The 17,172-nt window shown below is 70.4% G+C and carries 14 protein-coding genes and 2 pseudogenes; 11 read left to right on the forward strand and 5 right to left on the reverse strand.

Annotation, left to right across the window (positions count from 1 at the left end):
* Positions 1-6: 6 nt before the first annotated feature.
* Positions 7-2,820, reverse strand: coding sequence for a transglycosylase domain-containing protein (locus ACWD5Q_RS22225; RefSeq protein WP_451428767.1), 2,814 nt, complete (start codon positions 2,818-2,820; stop codon positions 7-9).
* Positions 2,821-3,023: 203 nt separating this feature from the next.
* Between ACWD5Q_RS22225 and ACWD5Q_RS22230 the strand changes: the two genes are divergently transcribed.
* From ACWD5Q_RS22230 to ACWD5Q_RS22245, 4 genes are all read left to right on the forward strand, one after another.
* Positions 3,024-3,824, forward strand: coding sequence for an ABC transporter permease (locus ACWD5Q_RS22230; RefSeq protein WP_451428768.1), 801 nt, complete (start codon positions 3,024-3,026; stop codon positions 3,822-3,824).
* Between the two features lie 28 nt (positions 3,825-3,852).
* On the forward strand, positions 3,853-4,806 hold the full coding sequence (locus ACWD5Q_RS22235) for an ABC transporter permease (RefSeq protein ID WP_451428810.1): 954 nt from the start codon (positions 3,853-3,855) through the stop codon (positions 4,804-4,806).
* 73 nt (positions 4,807-4,879) lie between these two features.
* Complete coding sequence (locus ACWD5Q_RS22240) at positions 4,880-5,887, forward strand: ABC transporter ATP-binding protein (RefSeq protein WP_451428811.1); 1,008 nt, start codon at positions 4,880-4,882, stop codon at positions 5,885-5,887.
* Between the two features lie 57 nt (positions 5,888-5,944).
* Positions 5,945-6,886, forward strand: coding sequence for a DUF1707 SHOCT-like domain-containing protein (locus ACWD5Q_RS22245; protein ID WP_451428769.1), 942 nt, complete (start codon positions 5,945-5,947; stop codon positions 6,884-6,886).
* A gap of 50 nt (positions 6,887-6,936) precedes the next feature.
* Here the strand turns inward: ACWD5Q_RS22245 and ACWD5Q_RS22250 are convergent, their stop codons facing one another.
* Positions 6,937-8,268 (reverse strand): SGNH/GDSL hydrolase family protein, encoded by a 1,332-nt coding sequence (locus ACWD5Q_RS22250; RefSeq protein ID WP_451428770.1) that lies wholly within the window; start codon positions 8,266-8,268, stop codon positions 6,937-6,939.
* A gap of 209 nt (positions 8,269-8,477) precedes the next feature.
* Here ACWD5Q_RS22250 and ACWD5Q_RS22255 point away from each other — a divergent pair, with 209 nt between their 5' ends.
* A complete protein-coding gene (locus ACWD5Q_RS22255) occupies positions 8,478-9,929 on the forward strand; it encodes a DUF445 domain-containing protein (protein ID WP_451428771.1) in 1,452 nt (483 codons plus the stop codon).
* Between the two features lie 130 nt (positions 9,930-10,059).
* Positions 10,060-11,541 carry an MFS transporter gene (locus ACWD5Q_RS22260; RefSeq protein ID WP_451428772.1) on the forward strand — a complete coding sequence of 494 codons (1,482 nt, stop codon included), beginning with the start codon at positions 10,060-10,062 and terminating at the stop codon, positions 11,539-11,541.
* Positions 11,542-11,639: 98 nt separating this feature from the next.
* On the opposite strand, the gene ACWD5Q_RS22265 is transcribed toward ACWD5Q_RS22260, so the two are convergent.
* On the reverse strand, positions 11,640-11,942 hold the full coding sequence (locus ACWD5Q_RS22265; RefSeq protein WP_451428773.1) for a hypothetical protein: 303 nt from the start codon (positions 11,940-11,942) through the stop codon (positions 11,640-11,642).
* A 147-nt stretch (positions 11,943-12,089) separates the two neighbouring features.
* On the opposite strand from ACWD5Q_RS22265, the pseudogene ACWD5Q_RS22270 reads away from it, so the two are divergent.
* Positions 12,090-12,368: pseudogene (locus tag ACWD5Q_RS22270) on the forward strand (UTRA domain-containing protein); the annotation flags it as partial.
* 117 nt (positions 12,369-12,485) lie between these two features.
* On the opposite strand, the gene ACWD5Q_RS22275 reads toward ACWD5Q_RS22270, so the two are convergent.
* Positions 12,486-12,890: an mRNA interferase PemK gene (locus ACWD5Q_RS22275; protein ID WP_023547126.1), complete on the reverse strand. Its 405-nt coding sequence runs from the start codon at positions 12,888-12,890 to the stop codon at positions 12,486-12,488.
* A 166-nt stretch (positions 12,891-13,056) separates the two neighbouring features.
* On the opposite strand from ACWD5Q_RS22275, the pseudogene ACWD5Q_RS22280 reads away from it, so the two are divergent.
* Positions 13,057-14,097 (forward strand): annotated as a pseudogene (locus tag ACWD5Q_RS22280) (IS701 family transposase); the annotation flags it as partial.
* Between the two features lie 352 nt (positions 14,098-14,449).
* Here ACWD5Q_RS22280 and ACWD5Q_RS22285 read toward each other — a convergent pair.
* Positions 14,450-15,070: a hypothetical protein gene (locus ACWD5Q_RS22285; protein WP_451428774.1), complete on the reverse strand. Its 621-nt coding sequence runs from the start codon at positions 15,068-15,070 to the stop codon at positions 14,450-14,452.
* A 516-nt stretch (positions 15,071-15,586) separates the two neighbouring features.
* Here ACWD5Q_RS22285 and ACWD5Q_RS22290 point away from each other — a divergent pair.
* The 3 genes from ACWD5Q_RS22290 to ACWD5Q_RS22300 all read left to right on the forward strand — a co-directional run bounded on the left by ACWD5Q_RS22290 (position 15,587) and on the right by ACWD5Q_RS22300 (position 17,123).
* Complete coding sequence (locus ACWD5Q_RS22290) at positions 15,587-15,856, forward strand: hypothetical protein (RefSeq protein WP_451428775.1); 270 nt, start codon at positions 15,587-15,589, stop codon at positions 15,854-15,856.
* Between the two features lie 304 nt (positions 15,857-16,160).
* Positions 16,161-16,427, forward strand: a complete 267-nt coding sequence (locus ACWD5Q_RS22295) for a hypothetical protein (RefSeq protein WP_451428776.1) — start codon at positions 16,161-16,163, stop codon at positions 16,425-16,427.
* 222 nt (positions 16,428-16,649) lie between these two features.
* Positions 16,650-17,123 carry a carboxymuconolactone decarboxylase family protein gene (locus ACWD5Q_RS22300; protein WP_451428777.1) on the forward strand — a complete coding sequence of 158 codons (474 nt, stop codon included), beginning with the start codon at positions 16,650-16,652 and terminating at the stop codon, positions 17,121-17,123.
* Positions 17,124-17,172: the final 49 nt, after the last annotated feature.

Genomic DNA, 17,172 nt, shown 5'->3' on the forward strand with positions numbered 1-17,172 from the left:
CCCCGCTCAGACCCCCGCTCCTCCCGTCGCGCCGCCCGGCCCGGTCGTTCCGCCGTCGCCGGTCGTGCCGCCGGTCCCGGTCGTGCCCCCGTTGCCGGTGGTGCCGCCGGCGCCCGTGGTGCCGCCTGTGCCGCCCGTCGCCCCGCCGGTCCCGGTGGTGCCGCCGGTGTCCGTGGTGCCGCCCGTCCCGGTGGTGCCGTCCGTGCCGGTGGGGCCGCCGGCGCCCGTGGTGCCGCCGGTCCCGGTGGGGCCGCCGGGGCCGCCGGGACCGGTCGGGCCGCCGATGGTGCCGCCGTTCGTCTGGCCCTGGGTCTGGCCCTGGTCCTGCCCCTGGGTGCTCTGGTCGCCGGTGGTGCCGCCGTTGTCCTGGGCGCCGGTGGTGCCGGGCTGCTGGTCCGTGGGGCCCGTGGAGGGCTCCAGGGTCTGGTCGGCGCCGTCCTGGAGCTTGAGGTCGAAGTCCTGGACCGGCTTGCCCTGGAGCGCGTCCTTCGTGAACTGCGCCCAGATCTGCGCGGGCGCGCCGCCGCCGTTGATGCGGGGCAGGCCCATCGCGCCGTACAGCGGCTTGTGGGCGGCCGTGACCGGGTCCTGGCCCATCACCGAGACCACCGTGGCGAGGTCGGGGGTGTAGCCCGCGAACCAGGCCGCCGTGTCCTCCTCCGCGGTGCCGGTCTTGCCGGCGGCGGGGCGGCCCGCGGCCTGGGCGCTGGTGGCCGTGCCGTTCTGGACGACGCTCTGCAGGACCGAGGTCGTGGTGTCGGCGGCCTCGCGGCTGACGGCCTGGCTGGTCTTCCGCTCGGGAAGCTGGACCACGTCCTGGCCGTTCTTGGTGATCTTGTCGATCAGGGTGTACGTGCCGTGCTGGCCGTGGTTGGCGAGCGTCGCGTACGCCTCCGCCATGTCCAGGACACTGGCGGTGGCCGTGCCGAGGGCGATGGACGGGTAGGGGTTCAGGTCCTTGGTGCCGGCCGGGATGCCGAGGTCGATCGCGGTCTGCTTGATCTTCGCCGGGCCGACGTCCACGGCCATCTGCGCGTACACCGCGTTGACCGACTTGTCGGTGGCGCTGCGCACGGTGATGTCGCCGTAGGAGTGGCTGTCCTCGTTCTCGGGGGCATAGACACCGCCGGACCAGCCCTGGACGGGGCGCTTGTTGGTGCCGTCGTAGATCGTGTTGGGCGTGATGGGCCGGCCGTCCTGGGTCCGGGAACCGTTCTCCACGGCGGAGGTGAGCACGAACGGCTTGAAGGTGGAGCCCACCTGGAAGTCGCCGCGCGTGGCGTTGTTCGTGTACTGCTTCACGTAGTCGATGCCGCCGTACATGGCGAGGACCTTGCCGGTGCGCGGGTCGACGGCGGCGCCGCCCGCGCGGACGTAGGTGTCGACCTTGCGGTTCTTGTCCAGCTTGGACATCAGCTGGTCGTTCACCGCTTTGACGAAGGCGTCCTGCTTGCTCTTCTCCAGGGTGGTGGTGATGCGGTAACCGCCGGCGGCGAGCTGGTCCGAGTCGACGATCTTGTTCTCGAGCAGAGAGTCCTTGATCGCGTTGACGAGGTAGCCGCGCTGGCCGGACAGGCTGGTGGAGGAGGTGGCCTCCTTCGGCATGGGGAACTTCATGCCGGCGCGCTCGGATCGGCTGAGCCAGCCCTTCGTGACCATGCCGTCGAGGACGTAGTTCCAACGGGCCTCGGCCGCGCCCCTGTTCTCCGGGTGCGCGACGACGTCGTACTCGCTGGGCGCGTTGAGCAGCGCGGCGAGGTAGGCGCCCCTGGCCGGGTCGAGGCCCACGGCGTCGACGCCGTAGTAGGCCCGGGCGGCGGCCTGGATGCCGTAGGCGTTGCGGCCGAAGAAGCTGGTGTTGAGGTAGCCCTCGAGGATGGCGTTCTTGCTCTTCTCTCGGTCCAGCTTGATCGAGATGAAGAACTCCTTCACCTTGCGGGTGACGGTCTGTTCCTGGCCCAGGTAGTAGTTCTTGACGTACTGCTGGGTGATCGTGGAGCCGGACTGCTTGCCCTTGCCGGTGGCGGTGTTCCAGCCGGCGCGGATCATCGCCTTGGGGTCGACGGCGGACTCGCTGTAGAAGTCGCGGTCCTCGGCGGCGAGCACGGCGTGCTGGGCGTCCTTGGAGACCTGGGCGAGGCCGACGTTCTCGCGGTTGACCTGGCCGTCGCGGGCGATCTCGGTGCCGTCCGCGTACAGGTAGACGTTGCTCTGCTTGGTCGCCAGCGCGTTGGCGGGCGGGATCTTGACCATGGAGTAGCCCAGGGCGAACAGGCCGACGAGCAGCAGGAGTCCGACGACGCAGGTGCCGAGCACCAGCCGCCAGGTGGGGATCAGCCGGCGCCATCCCGTGCGCCGGGGGCGCTTCGGCTTCCCGCCGGACCCGGACCCGGACCCGGACCCGGACCCGGACTGCTGGACCAAGGCCGCGGGCTGCGGGTCTATGGCCGTGGGCGGCGGGTCCGCGGGCTGCGGATTCCTGGCCGCGGGCCGCGGGACCGGGACCTTGGCTGCTGCGGGCGGTGAGCTCTTGGTCGTGGGCTGCGGGTCCGAGGGCTGTGGGACCTTGGCCGCGGGTGGGTCAGAGGCCGCGGATTGCGGGTTCTTGGCCGCGGGTGGGTCCGAGGCCACGGATTGCGGGTTCTTGGCCGCGGGCTCCGGGCTCTTGGCCGCGGGCTGCGGGACCTTGGCCGCAGGTGGGTCCGAGGCCGCGGATCGCGGGTCCTCGGCCGCCGGTCGCGGGTCCTCGGCCGCGGGCTCCGGCGGCTCTGTGGACGCCACGCCCTTGCTGCTCTGCTGCGGCTGCGGCTCGTCGCTCATCGTGGTGCCGGACTCCCGTTTCGCGTCGTACGTTCCCGTACGCCCTGATACGCCATGTGTGCCCCCTGATGAAGACTGTCGCACCCACCGTTCAGTTCCCGGTACGGCGGACCTGTCGTAGCGGGAAAACGTGTGGTACCCCACTTCGTCCGCGCGCTAGGCTCCTGCGCTTCGCTCCGGCACACGTCGAAGGAGGTTCTCCCGTGGGGACAGGCCGGTTGTACGTCGCTGTCGCCGCCGGTGGTTTCCGGCGGTACGCGACCTACCGGACCGCGACCGCGGCGGGGGTGTTCACCAACACAGTCTTCGGGTTGATCTTGGCATACACCTACCTCGCCCTGTGGCACGAACGGCCTCATCTCGGGGGGTACGACGAGGCTCAGGCGTTGACGTACGTGTGGATCGGGCAGGCGCTGCTGATGACCGTCTCGGTGATGGGCGGCGGCTTCGAGGACGAACTGATCGAGCGCATCCGCACCGGCGACATCGCGATCGACCTGTACCGGCCCGCCGACCTCCAGCTGTGGTGGCTGGCCGGGGATCTGGGGCGGGCCCTGTTCCACCTGCTGGCGCGGGGCGTGCTCCCGATGGTGGTCGGCGCGCTCGTCTTCCCGCTCGCCCTGCCCACCAGCCCGCTGGTCTGGGTGGCCTTCCTGGCCGCCGTCACGCTGGGCGCGGTGGTCAGTTTCGCGATCCGCTTCCTGGTCGCGCTCAGCGCGTTCTGGCTGATGGACGGGGCGGGTGTGGCGCAGATCTCCTGGATCACGGCCATCTTCTGCTCGGGGATGCTGCTGCCGCTGAACGTCTTCCCGGACGTGCTCGGCGAGATCGTGCGCGCCCTGCCCTGGGCGTCGCTGATCCAGGCGCCCACGGACATCCTGCTGGGCACGGCGGACCCGGCGGCCGTCTACGCCCGCCAGTTCGCCTGGGCCGTGGTGCTGCTGGCGGCCGGGCGGATGCTCCAGTCCGCGGCGACGCGCCGGGTGGTGGTGCAGGGTGGCTGAGGAGACGTACGGGGAGACGCGCGGGCGGATGCACGAGGCCGCGGGCGCCGGCGTGGAAGCGGGCGTGGACGACGGCGCGGGCGTGGACGACGGCGCGGACGTGGGCGCGTACGCGGACGTGGCCCGCTGGGGCGGAGGCCGGCGGCGGTCCGGGCGGGACGGGCAGACGTACGGCCGGGTGCGGGAGGGTCTGCGCGCCTACCGGCTGATCACCGCGATGTGGATCCGCTCCACGATGGCCTACCGCGCCTCGTTCGTGATGAGTGCGCTCGGCAACCTCGTGGCGACCGCGCTGGACTTCGTCGCGATCCTGCTGATGTTCTCGCGGGTCGACGTCATCGGCGGGTACCGGCTGCCCGAGGTCGCCTTTCTGTACGGCCTGTCGGCGACCGCGTTCGGGCTCGCGGACCTCGCGCTCGGCTCCATGGACCGGCTGGGGCGACGGGTGCGCGACGGCACGCTGGACACCCTGCTGGTGCGCCCCGCGCCCGTGCTGGCGCAGGTCGCCGCGGACCGCTTCGCGCCGCGCCGGCTCGGCCGGATCACCCAGGGGGCGTGCGTCCTCGGGTACGCGCTCGCCGCGCTCGATGTCGCCTGGACCCCGCTCAAGGTGGCGGTGATCCCGCTGACGCTGCTCAGCGGCGGCCTGATCTTCAGCGCGCTGTTCGTGGCGGGCGCGGCCTTCCAGTTCGTCGCGCAGGACGCCTCCGAGGTGCAGAACTCCTTCACCTACGGCGGTCAGACGCTGCTGCAGTACCCGCCCACCGTCTTCGCGAAGGAACTGGTGCGCGGGGTGACCTTCGTGCTGCCGCTCGCCTTCGTCAACTGGCTGCCCGCGCTGTACGTACTGGGGCGGCCCTATCCGCTCGACCTGCCGGCCTGGGTCGCCTTCGCCCCGCCGCTGGTGGCGGCGGGCTGCTGCGCGGCGGCGGGGCTGGCCTGGCGCGCGGGACTGCGTTCGTACCGGAGTACGGGGAGCTGAGAGATTCATGGACGGTGGCCTGATGCGGGAGGGTGACCTGATGCGGGGCGACGGCTTGACGCGGGACGGTGGCATGACGCGGGACGGTGGCGTGGCACGGGACGGCGGCGTGGCACGGGACGCTCGCTTCATCGAGCTGGACGGTGTGGAGAAGGTCTTCCAGGTGCGCAAGCGGACCGGTTTCCTCCGCAGTGAGCGGCGGCAGGTGCGGGCCGTCGACGGGCTCTCCTTCACCGTGGCGCGCGGCGAGATGGTCGGCTACATCGGGCCGAACGGCGCCGGGAAGTCCACCACCATCAAGATGCTGACCGGGATCCTCACCCCGAGCGGCGGCCGGCTGCGGGTCGCCGGGATCGACCCCGCCCGCGAACGGCTGCGGCTCGCCCAGCGCATCGGGGTGGTGTTCGGGCAGCGGACGACCCTGTGGTGGGACCTGCCGCTGATCGACTCCTACCGCCTGATGCACCGGATGTACCGCATCCCGGACGGGCGGTACCGCGAGCGGCTGGACCACCTCGTCGAACTCCTGGAGCTGGGCAGCCTGTTGGATGTGCCGGTGCGGCAACTGTCGCTGGGGCAGCGAATGCGCGGCGACATCGCGGCGGCCCTGCTGCACGACCCGGAGGTGCTCTACCTGGACGAGCCGACCATCGGCCTCGACGTCGTCTCCAAGGCCAAGGTCCGCGCGTTCCTGCGGGAGTTGAACGCCGAGCGCGGCACGACGGTGCTGCTCACCACGCACGATCTCCAGGACATCGAGCAACTGTGCTCGCGGGTGATGGTCATCGACCACGGGCGCCTGGTGTACGACGGTACGCCGGCCGGGCTGCACGAGGTGGGCGACAGCGAGCGCGTCCTCGTGGTCGACCTGGAGCGGGAGCTGCCGCCGATCGAGGCGCCGCCCGCGCGCGTGGTGCGCATCGAGGGGCCGCGGCAGTGGCTCGCCTTCCCCGCGTCCGGGTCGGCGGCCCCGCTGGTGGCGCGGATCGCGGCGGAGTATCCGCTGGTGGACCTGTCGGTGCGGGAGCCGGACATCGAGGAGGTGATCGCGCGGATGTACGCCGAGAGGGCTTCGGCGTAGGACACCGAGTGGACTTCGGCGTAGTCCGGCGCCCGTCGAACTCGTAGGCTGAGGCCCATGACCGACGCTGTGTCTTCCGGGGGACGTGACGATCAGCGGCTGACGCCGCGGGATTCCGGGTCTTCCGCACCGGATCTCCGTGCTTCCGACGCCGACCGTGAACGGGTCGCCGAGGTCTTGCGGGACGCCCTCGCGGAGGGCCGTCTCGACATGGAGGAGTTCGAGGAGCGGCTGGAGGCGACCTACCGGGCGCGGACGTACCGCGAACTGGCGCCGATCACCCGGGACCTGCCGGCCGCGGGCGCCGGGGCCCCGCCGGTGTCCCTGGTCAAGGAGCCTGTGGTGAGCGGGAGTTGGCGGGAGCGGATCGTCGGCGGCGAGGGGTCGTCCTCGTGGGCGGTGGCCATCCTGTCCGGGTTCCAGCGCAAGGGGCGCTGGACGGTGCCCCGGCGGTTCACCTCCTTCGCCTTCTGGGGCGGCGGCGAGATCGATCTGCGGGAGGCGAACTTCGCGGACCACGAGGTCGAGATCAACTGCGTGGCGATCATGGGCGGGATGAATGTGATCGTGCCGCCGGGCGTCGAGGTGGTCGTGCGCGGCATCGGGATCATGGGCGGCTTCGACCAACGCGAGGAGGGCACGCCCGGCGAACCCGGCGCGCCGCGCGTGATCGTCACCGGGTTCGCGTTCTGGGGCGGGGTCGGCGTCGAGCGCAAGCTGACCCGGGCCGAGCGGCAGCGGCTGAAGGAGGAGCGGCGCCGGGAGAAGCTGGACCGCAAGGCCGCACGCCAGGAGCTGAACGCATCCCGTCGCGGGGGCCCGGAGGGCCCGGAGGGCCTGTCCGACGCCCGTGAGGCCCTGGAGGATCACCTCGAACTGCTCCGCGAACACCTCGAGGAACGCCGCGAGCGGCACGAGGAGCGCCGGGAGGAACGCCGGGAGGCCCGCCGAGAGGCTCGCCGCGAGGAACGCGACCGCCGCCGTCACGGGGACTACTGAACGAACCCGCGGCTTGGCGGTCCCGGCCGGGCCGGCCGGGCCGGTCGCCGTCACAGCCGCGCCGGTGCCGCGCCCTTCAGCGAGGTCAGGTCGAAGACCTCCGCCATCCTGGCGAAGCCCCGGTCGCCGGGGTGGAGGTGGTCGCCCGAGTCGTAGTCGGGGCGCAGCCGGCGCGGATCGTACGGGTCGCGCAGTGCCGCGTCGAAGTCGACGACCGCGTCGTACACCGTGCCCGACCGGATCCGCGCGTTGACGGCCTGCCGCACCCGCTCGCGGTCGGGCCGGTAGCCGCGGTGGCCCTCGAACGGCATCAGTGTCGCCCCGACGACCTTCAGCCCGTGTGCGTGCGCCCGGCGGACCAGGGTGCGCAGGCCCTCCGTGATCCGGTCGGGGTCGGCCCGGCCGGGATCGCGCAGGATGTCGTTGACGCCGAGGTCGACGACGACGGCCTTGACGTTCGTACGGCCCAGTACGTCGCGGTCGAAGCGGCTGAGGGCACTCGGGTTGCCGGCGGGCCGGCCGGGGCCGCCGTCGGCCAGGACCCGGTTGCCGCTGATTCCCTGGTTGACCACGCTGTAGCGGGGCACGTCACCGGTTCCGGCCGACTGGCGCAGCCGTTCGGCGAGGACGTCCGTCCAGCGGCGGTCGGCGCCCGTGGTGGAGGTGACGCCGTCGGTGATCGAGTCGCCGAGGGCGACCACGGTCCCGACAGCCTCGTCGCTGAGCACGTCGAGCGCGGTCAGCCAGCGCCAGGACGGGCTCCGTCCGGTGTACCCGGCGCCGCTCGCGTCCTCCGTGCGGTCGCCCTGTGCGACGTAGGAGATCTGGCGGGCGTGCCGGTGGTAGGTGACCGGGCCCGCCGGGGTGGGGGAGTACGTGGTCACGAGCACGTCCGAGTCGTGCGGGACGGCGATGCGTACGGCGTCGCTGACCACCTGCGCTCCGGCGGGCACGACGACCGGGACGGCGCCGCCGAAGGTCAGGCGGCGCATGGTGCCGGGAGCCGCGGCGGGGCCGCCCGCCGCGGCGAGGGCGATCGAGGCGTGCGTGACGGTCAGCGGCTGCCGCCCGTAGAGGTTGGACAGCGTGATACGGGCACTCGTACCGCCGACGTCGGTGTGCACGACGTTGCGCACGGACCGTCCCGCCATCCCGTCGGTCCCGGTGCCCGGTTCGGCGCCGGAGGGCGAGGCCGACCAGGTGCTCACCCAGGTGCCGGCGGAGGCGGGGGCGGCGGAGCCCGGCGGGGCCTGCCGGCCGGCGGCGGGGGCGCCGCGGCCACCGCCGTCATCGGCTGCGGCGCCGACGTACAGGGCGGCGGACAGGGCCACGATCACCGCGACGATCGCGGACAGCAGGGCATAACCGTGTCGCCTGGTCATGCGGCGCGGGTCTCCTCGGGCGACGGGAGCGACGAGGCTCCGGTGTTGAGCATCCTCATGAGGGGTCATGAGGCGGGAGGGAGCGCAGGAGCCCTTACCCGATCCCCGAGAGGAACCCCGACGAGACCCTGAAAAGCCCCCGAGACTTCTCCGAGCGGACAGACGCCGGGAACTCCTGTTCCGTTCCAGGAGTCGGTCAGGAAGGGACAATGTGTTGTGGAGGACACGATCGGGTGGAGCGGATGGAACGCACACAACCGGATGAAGCGGCGCGCGGCGGGCGGCCTGCGGTCGCCGGACGGTCTGCCGGTGCCGGACCGTCCGCTGGCGCGGCGCCGGACGCCGTGACGGGCGCTGCTGCCGCCGTGGGCCGGGCTGCCGCCGTCCCGAGCCGGGCGATGACCGCCTTCAGTGCCGCCGACGAGGAGAAGCGCCGGGGCGTGCGCCGGATGAAGAGCACGGCGACCGGACTGCTGCTGCTCGTGGCGCTCGTGTACACCCTCGCCACCTGGGCGCGGCACTCCGGCGCGGGCCCCTGGGCCGGATATGTGGCGGCGGCCGCCGAGGCCGGCATGGTCGGCGCGCTCGCCGACTGGTTCGCGGTCACCGCGCTCTTCCGGCACCCGCTCGGCCTGCCCATCCCGCACACGGCCATCATCCCGAACAAGAAGGACCAGCTCGGTGTCTCGCTGGGCGAGTTCGTCGGCGAGAACTTCCTCTCCCAGGAGGTCGTACGGCAGCGGCTGCGCGCCGTCGGCATCAGCAGCCGCCTGGGCGCCTGGCTCGCCCGCCCGGAGAACGCCGACCGGGTGACGGCCGAGCTGGCGACGGCTCTGCGCGGGGCCCTGACCGTGCTGCGCGACTCCGATGTCCAGGCGGTGGTCGGCGAGGCCATCACCCGCCGCGCCGGCGCCCAGGAGATCGCGCCCGGCCTCGGCAAGATGCTGGAGCGGGTCGTCGCGGACGGCGGCCACAGACGGGTCGTCGACCTGATATGCGTCCGCGCCCACGACTGGCTCGTGCTGCACGACGACCAGGTCATGACCGCCGTCCAGGGCGGCGCCCCCGGATGGACCCCCCGGTTCGTCGACAAGAAGGTCGGCGAGCGCATCTACAAGGAACTGCTGCGGTTCGTCACCGAGATGCGCGACTCGCCCTCGCACCCCGCGCGCGCCGCCCTCGACCGGTTCCTCGCCGACTTCGCCTCCGACCTGCAGTCCGACACCGACACCCGGGCGCGCGTGGAGCGGCTCAAGGGCGAGGTGCTGGGCCGCGGCGAGGTCCAGGACCTGATCGCCTCCGCCTGGACCGCCGTCCGCTCCATGATCCTCTCCGCCGCGCAGGACGAGCGGAGCGAGCTGCGGGTGCGGGTGCGGGCGTCGCTGCTGTCGCTGGGCGGCCGTATGGCGCACGAGCCGGGCACCCAGGCCAAGGTGGACCGGTGGGTGGAGGGCGCGGCGGTGCACGTCGTGACGACGTACCGCAAGGAGATCACCTCCCTCATCACGGACACGGTCGCGAGCTGGGACGCCGGGCACACCACGCGGAAGATAGAGGCGCACATCGGCCGGGACCTGCAGTTCATCCGGATCAACGGCACGGTGGTGGGCTCACTCGCGGGACTGCTGATCTACACGGTGTCGCGGGTGCTCGGGGGGTGAGCCGGCGGCCGGTGCCGGGGCGATCGGATGAGAGCCGGCGGCCGGCGCCGGGGGTGCGCCGGGCGTAGGGCGCTGGTGAGCGGGCACTCGGGCCCCGTGCGGCGTCGCCCGGCGTCACAAGGAGGCAGCCATGTCCCCCACCGCGCCCCCGCCCGGCACGGTCACCACCGCGATACCCGCTCGCCTCGATCGCCTGCCCTGGTCGCGTTGGCACTGGAGGATCGTGATCGGGCTCGGCACGGTGTGGATCCTCGACGGCCTGGAGGTCACGGTCGTCGGCAACATCGCCAGCCGGCTGTCGGAGCCCGGCAGCGGTCTTGCGATCAGCTCCGGCCAGGTCACCGGCATGGCGGCGGCGCTGTATGTGGCGGGCGCCTGTTCCGGCGCCCTCTTCTGGGGCCGCCTCACCGACCGCTACGGCCGCAAGAGGCTGTTCATGATCACCCTCGGGGTCTACCTCGCGGCCACCGCCCTGACGGCGGTCTCCTTCCAGCCCTGGTGGTTCTTCCTCTTCCGCTTCCTCACCGGTTTCGGCATCGGCGGTGAGTACGCGGCCATCAACTCCGCGATCGACGAGCTGATCCCCGCGTACTACCGCGGCCGCGTCGACCTGATCATCAACGGCAGCTTCTGGGTGGGCGCGGTCGGCGGCTCCCTGCTGTCGATCCTCGCGCTGAACACCGGCATCCTGGCGAAGGACGTGGGCTGGCGGCTGACGTTCGCGCTGGGCGTCGTCCTCGGCCTGGTCATCCTCCTGGTGCGGCGGCACGTGCCCGAGAGTCCGCGCTGGCTGCTGATCCACGGCAGGGAGCGGGAGGCGGAAGCGGTGGTGTCCGCCATCGAACGGCAGATCAAGGCGGAGAAGGGCGAGCGGCTGCCCCGCCCCGAGACCGAGATCACCATCCACCAGCGCAGGAGCATCGGCTTCCTCGACATCGCCCGCACGGTCTTCTCCCAGTACCGCAAGCGCGCGACCCTGGGCTTCTCCCTCTTCATCGGCCAGGCGTTCCTCTACAACGCCATCACCTTCGGCTTCGGCGCGATCCTCACCAGGTTCTTCGACGTCCCGGCCGATCACACCGGCTACTACTTCGCCGTCATCGCGGTCGGCAACTTCTCCGGCCCGCTGCTGCTCGGCAAGCTCTTCGACACCGTCGGCCGCCGGGTGATGATCTCCTCGACCTATCTGCTGTCGGGGCTGCTCCTGTTCGGTACGGCCTGGCTCTTCGGCCGGGGTGCGCTGAGCGCGGTCACCCTGACGGCCTGCTGGTGCGTGGTGCTCTTCTTCGCCTCGGCGGGCGCCTCCAGCGCCTATCTGACGGTCTCCGAGGTGTTCCCGATGGAGACCCGGGCCATGTCCATCGCCTTCTTCTACGCCCTCGGCACCGCGGCCGGCGGCATCAGCGGCCCCCTGCTGTTCGCGGACCTCACCAACACCGGCAAGGTCGGCGACACGGTCCTCGCCTTCCAGATCGGCGCGGCCCTGATGTGCGCGGCGGGCCTGGTCGCGGCCCTGCTCGCGGTACGCGCGGAACGCCGCTCGCTGGAGGACATCGCCGTGCCGCTGACGGCGGTGCCGGAGGGAGCGGCGAGCGCCAGGGCGACACCGTAGGCGCCCCGGGGGCTCCGGGGCGAGGTGGCGTGACCGCCCGCCGGTGCCCCGAGGAACCCGAAGGCGAGCGCCCGCCGGTGCCCCGAGGAACCCGGAGGTCAGCCGCGCCGGTCCGCCACGGCCCACGACGCCAGGGCGACGGCACCCGCCACCCCGAACACGGCCGGCCAGGCGCCCACCTTCTTGGCCAGCGGATGCGACCCGGCGAACGCGGCGACATACGCGGCGGTCAGCGCCCCGGCCGCCGGACCCCCGGCCTGCCGCCGCCACCGCTGCGCGGCCGTCGCCCCCGCGACCGCCAGCACGGCCCCGCCGAGCTGCCGCTTCTTGCTCCAGCGGGCGACTCCGTACCCGCCGACAAGACCACTCGCGGCCACCAGGGCCGTAGGAACCTTCACCATCGTTGCTGCCGCCTTCCTCTGACACGACTCCGAGCCGGCCCGGCGGCCACATCCCGGCCGCACGCCCCGGCGCAACGAGGCTAACTCCGCACACCGACCCGGTCCGACGCCGGGTCGGAGCCGGGCGGCCCGGCCACAGGAGCCACCGGCACTCTCGTCGTTCTCCCTGAGGGAGGACCACACGCCGGGCGGGCGTCGTGAACCGCATGGCCGCGATCGGCGTCACCGTCAGCCATGCTGTGGAGCAGCCCGAGCCGAGGCAGGCGACTACCGAGGAGGCGTCGACACTCGGCATCCAGAAGGCCGCGCTCGCCACGTACATGGCGGACGTACTACAGCGACCAGGGGCGGCCCGTGGAGACGGCGGACAGAGTGGTTCCCGCCGCTCACTGCAAGACCGTCTATGAGATCCCGATTGACCGCTAGTACTCCAGCCGTAGATCGTGATCTCGGTGGTGAGGGGCGCCGAGGCAGCAGGTGGCCAGCGTCGATCATCTCGCCCGAGATCGCCCACGCCGTCGCGGGCGTCGGCTCCTTCTCCGTCTACCCGAGTTCACCGAGACGGAGGGCATCCCTTATCTCGCTGAGCTTCGCGGTCGTGGCCGGGGTCCGCTCCTGCGCTTGTTCAGCGAGTCGGAGGGCGTCGTCAATCTCGCTGAGCTTCACGGAGGACAGGACGGCCGCCCGCTCTATCAGGTCGTCCCGGGACACAGTGGTCAGCCACGTGCACGGGGTGAAGCCTGGACGCGGGAACGCGAGCCGCAGCACGCCTTCGAACGGCAGTCCTTCACCGGCGCCGACCGTCACTTCGATGCCCAGACCGCTGATGTCGACGCCCGCCGGAGCGACGACCTGCATCACCCGGATCCCGGACGTGTCGTCTCCCGACAGCAGTACGACCAACCTCCGCTCGTCGAACTGGACCCACCAGACTTCGCCACGTTGCACAAGTCCTCCAGACACATGACGGCAGACAGGCGCTGCGCGACCCTGACGCGCTGTGGAGACGGGTGCGGCCACCGTTGATCATCGGTGTGTGAAGACTGAAGATCATGCGGTGGCCGCAGGTCACAGCGTAGACCCTGCCCGCTGGCAGGAGGCGTTCGAGGGCCTGATGGCCCAGATCGCGGGCCGGTTCGCACGGGTCGAACCCCGACGTCGGGTCGGGCGGTTGGTGCTCGGGCTGCTGTCCGACCTGCCGCGCAAAAACTGCTGGACCATCGCAGAGTGGGCCGGAGAGAGCACCCCGGACGGCATGCAGCACCTGCTCGGGCGGGCCAAGTGGGACGCCGACCAGGTCCGCGACGACGTGCGGGCCTACGTGGTGGAGCACCTGCACGACGACGAGGCGGTGCTCGTAGTCGACGAGACTGGAGATCTCAAGAAGGGCACCACAACCGTCGGGGTGCAGCGCCAGTACACCGGTACGGCGGGCCGCATCGAGAACGCGCAGGTTGCCGTCTACCTGGTCTACTCCGCGGACCGTGGGCACGCCGCGATCGACCGGGCCCTTTACGTTCCGCGCTCGTGGACCGACGACGCCGATCGCTGCCGAGCTGCCGGTATGCCTGATGGTCTCTCCTTCGCGACCAAGCCCCAGCTTGCCGCGCGGATGATCGCCCGGGCGCTTGACGCGGGGACGCCCGCCCGCTGGGTCGCCGGAGACGAGGTCTACGGCGACAACCCACACCTGCGGGTCGCCCTCGAAAACCGTCGGTTCGGCTACGTGCTGGCCGTCTCCAGCACCCACCCCGTCACCATCCCCGGGGGAAAGCTCCAGGCGAAGGCACTGGCGGCGCGGATACCCAGGCGGGCATGGCAGCGGCGCTCGGCAGGAGCGGGTGCCAAAGGCGAGCGGTACTACGACTGGGCCCAGGTCGACATCCAAGGATCGGCTGGATGCCCCGGCCACTGGTGGCTGCTGGTCCGCCGCAACCGACGAACCGGTGAACTCGCCTTCTACCGCTGCTTCTCGCCTCGGCAGGTGCCGTTGTCCGACCTGGTGCGGGTGGCTGGGCGGCGCTGGACTGTGGAGGAGACGTTCCAGGCCAGCAAGGGCTTGGCCGGCCTGGACGAGCACCAGGTCCGCCGCTGGACCTCCTGGCACAGGTGGGTCACCCTCGCCATGCTCGCCCACGCCTTTCTGGCCGTCACCGCAGCCGTCGAATGCCGGGAAAATCCCCCGCCCGACGACCTGATCCCCCTGACCGGCAACGAGATCCAGCATCTGTTCGCGGCGCTGATCAGCCCGTTCCACGATCTCACGCACCGGCTTCGCTGGTCACAGTGGCGACGACGACACCAGGCCCGAGCTCGTAACTCCCATTACCGGCGCCAAGTAGCCGCTCGTGTCCTGCTGCAGCGAAGGCTGAGCGTTCTACCGAAGGCTGAGCGGTGCCAGGTCGGCAGGGCCGTCCTTGTCGCCCATGCCCTGTCTCAGTGACGTTCGACCGGTCTCATCGAACCTTGACCACCGGCCGTTTCGTCTCATCGACGTGTCCGCTCTTTCACGACGTCGCGTCGGACTGGCGGCCTCCGGTTTGGCCGCCGAGCGCAACGTCGCCGAGATCGCCGAAGTACCGGACGTCAGGAGCGAGACATGCGATAGCCGTGGCCAGGCGGACGGGGTCGATACGGCTCAAAGTCGTGGAGCGTCTGATCCGGGTGGCGTTCCCGAACACCGCGACGAAGTCCGGGTCAACGTGCGTGGCCAGGTAGGTATCAAGCGCTTCCCGCCGGCGGCTGGTCGAGAGGCACGCGGCGGTCTGCCGGGGAGTGCGGCAGTAGACCTCCAGGTCGCTGCCGCGCCACCACGGGGGGCCTGTGGCCGACCAGTCCACCGCCACGACCTCGGGCCAGGCCACGAACTCAGGCCTGCGGAAAGGAAGGAGGCGGTAAAGCGTGATTCCCTGCTTGTCCACCTGCACACTCTTGCGGTGACTGGAGCAGACCGCCGCGATCCACACAGCCAAGGGGCTGAACACTAGATCGACGTGGTCCATCTCCGGCGGCTCCACGTGCGGAAGGAAGCCCTCCACCCCTATGAGCAGGACCATGACCATGACGCCCAAGACGCCAGTACGAGTCCAGCCATACCGAACCACGTACGAACCGTTGAACTCCCCCATGCGCACCATGATGACGCACTTCACGTGTCGGAAGACGGCGTGATCAGAGTTCGCTGAGACCGGTCAAGGCTCAGTGAGGCAGGACAGCTCGACCATGAAGATCACGATCTACGGCTGGAGTACTAGCTGTATTGATCACAAGTGTTGTTTTCCAGTCATTCCGCAACGATCAACCGGAATGCCCCTTTCGGTATCTACCTTTTCTTTGCTAATCGCTCTTCCCTGTTGGCCCGTTGGTCATATAAATTCCCTATGGTCAGCGGGACCGGCTGGCTGACGGGGGAAACGGGGATTCGGGTGCATTCGTGCCGCTTTTTGGCGTCATTCACGGCTCTGGCCGCATTTATGGGGTTCTTGGCGGGATGCTCAAGCAACTCTCCATCTCACCCAGGGTCGACGGAGGCCAGCGCACCCGCCTCCTCAAATACGGCGATGCCGTCACCCGGCCCGTCCACAAGTGCCAGGCTCCCAGGACTGGACGCCCTCAGGCTGTCTGGACCTTCTACCGGCGCCCTTTTGCTGGCAACCGAAGGACAAGGAATTCATTCACTGTCGCTGCCAACTCTCAAAAAGGGATGTTCGCACCTCACCATCAAGGTTGCCTGCATCGGTAATGGCAAATTGAACCTGTCTGATGGATCCGGTGGTCTGGTCATGAACGTCGCTGCTTGCGATGGTCGGGCTGTGTATACAACCGATTTTGAGAGCACGCCAGCCGACCGTCTGGTCAAGCTTCGAATTGAGCCGACCGCAAAATGGCAAATCGCCGTATGGGCTGAGCATTAAATTCCGCTTCGGGGGGCTGTGTGAATCTCGCCGCCCGACCCGGGGTATTCCTACTCCAGCGTCAAGTCCAGCCATAAGGACTTGCTTCCGTCGGCCGGCGCTCCGGGAGGCCACACCCTGTCCATCACGCTCACCGCAGGCGCCTTGATCACCGGCACCATCGGCGGGCAGGGCGAGGGTCCGGATCATGATGCGCCGTCTAAACGGGTGGAGGGGGTCAGCAATGGCAGAGCGGGCGTGGGCCACGGCGCGCAGGAAGGGCAGCCCCGACCGGAAGTCGACGACCAACTCTGAGGACAGGCTGATGCTGAGCATCGAAGAGGCGGCCAAGCTGGCCCAGAGGTTCCTGGACGAGGAAGTGAGCCATGAGGGAACGGCCTTCGCACTCGTAGACGGTGAGCGCACCCTCGTCGACAGCAGGTTCTACTTCGATTGTCAGTCGGTCGCCTATCTCCGCAGCGGTGACCTCCGGGACATGGCCATCGGCACGGGCTACGTCTGCGTGGACGGAGAGACCGGGAAGTGCCGCATGCTGGGAGCCGTCGAGTCCGCCGAGCTCGAGCTCTTTTGACCTGCCGGTTCACACCCTCTCGTGAGGTGTCGTGAAGAAACCATGGTGACGACCTGCGACAGCGTCGGCCACAGGTCACCGGCATCGCCCACCTGTCAGGACACGCACGCACGAAGCGTGACCCACGTCACACGCATCTCCCCGCCCTGGCCGTCACATCCCGCCGTTCCGCTCCGTCAGTGCTGTGGAACGGTCACTACGGCCAGGATCAAGGAGATCACCATGGAAGCCCGCCTCAACTTCTTCAGCAACAACGTCGCGGCCAAGTTCGCCCGGTACATCAACTCGGCGGGGAAGGTCGTCTCCGACTCCACCCTGCCGGCGGCGACCCAGGAGCTGGTGAAGATCCGCGCCAGCCAGATCAACGGCTGCGGCTTCTGCACCGACATGCACACCAAGGACGCCACGGCCGCCGGGGAAACCCAGCAGCGCCTCCACCTGGTCGCGGCCTGGCGGGAGGCCAAGGTCTTCACGGACGCCGAGCGCGCCGCCCTGGACCTGACCGAACAGGGCACCCGCATCGCCGACGCGGCAGGCGGCGTCCCCGACGAGGTCTGGGCGAACGCCGCCAAGCACTACGACGAGGACCAGCTCGCCGCACTGGTCTCCCTCATCGCCCTCATCAACACGTACAACCGCATGAATGTGATCGTCCAGCAGCCGGCGGGCGACTACCAGCCGGGCCAGTTCGGCTGATCGCGTTCGGCTGACGACGGCCATCGGGCCCGGAGGCGGGAGTCTGCCG

The sequence above is a fragment of the Streptomyces sp. NPDC002513 genome (genome assembly GCF_053595355.1).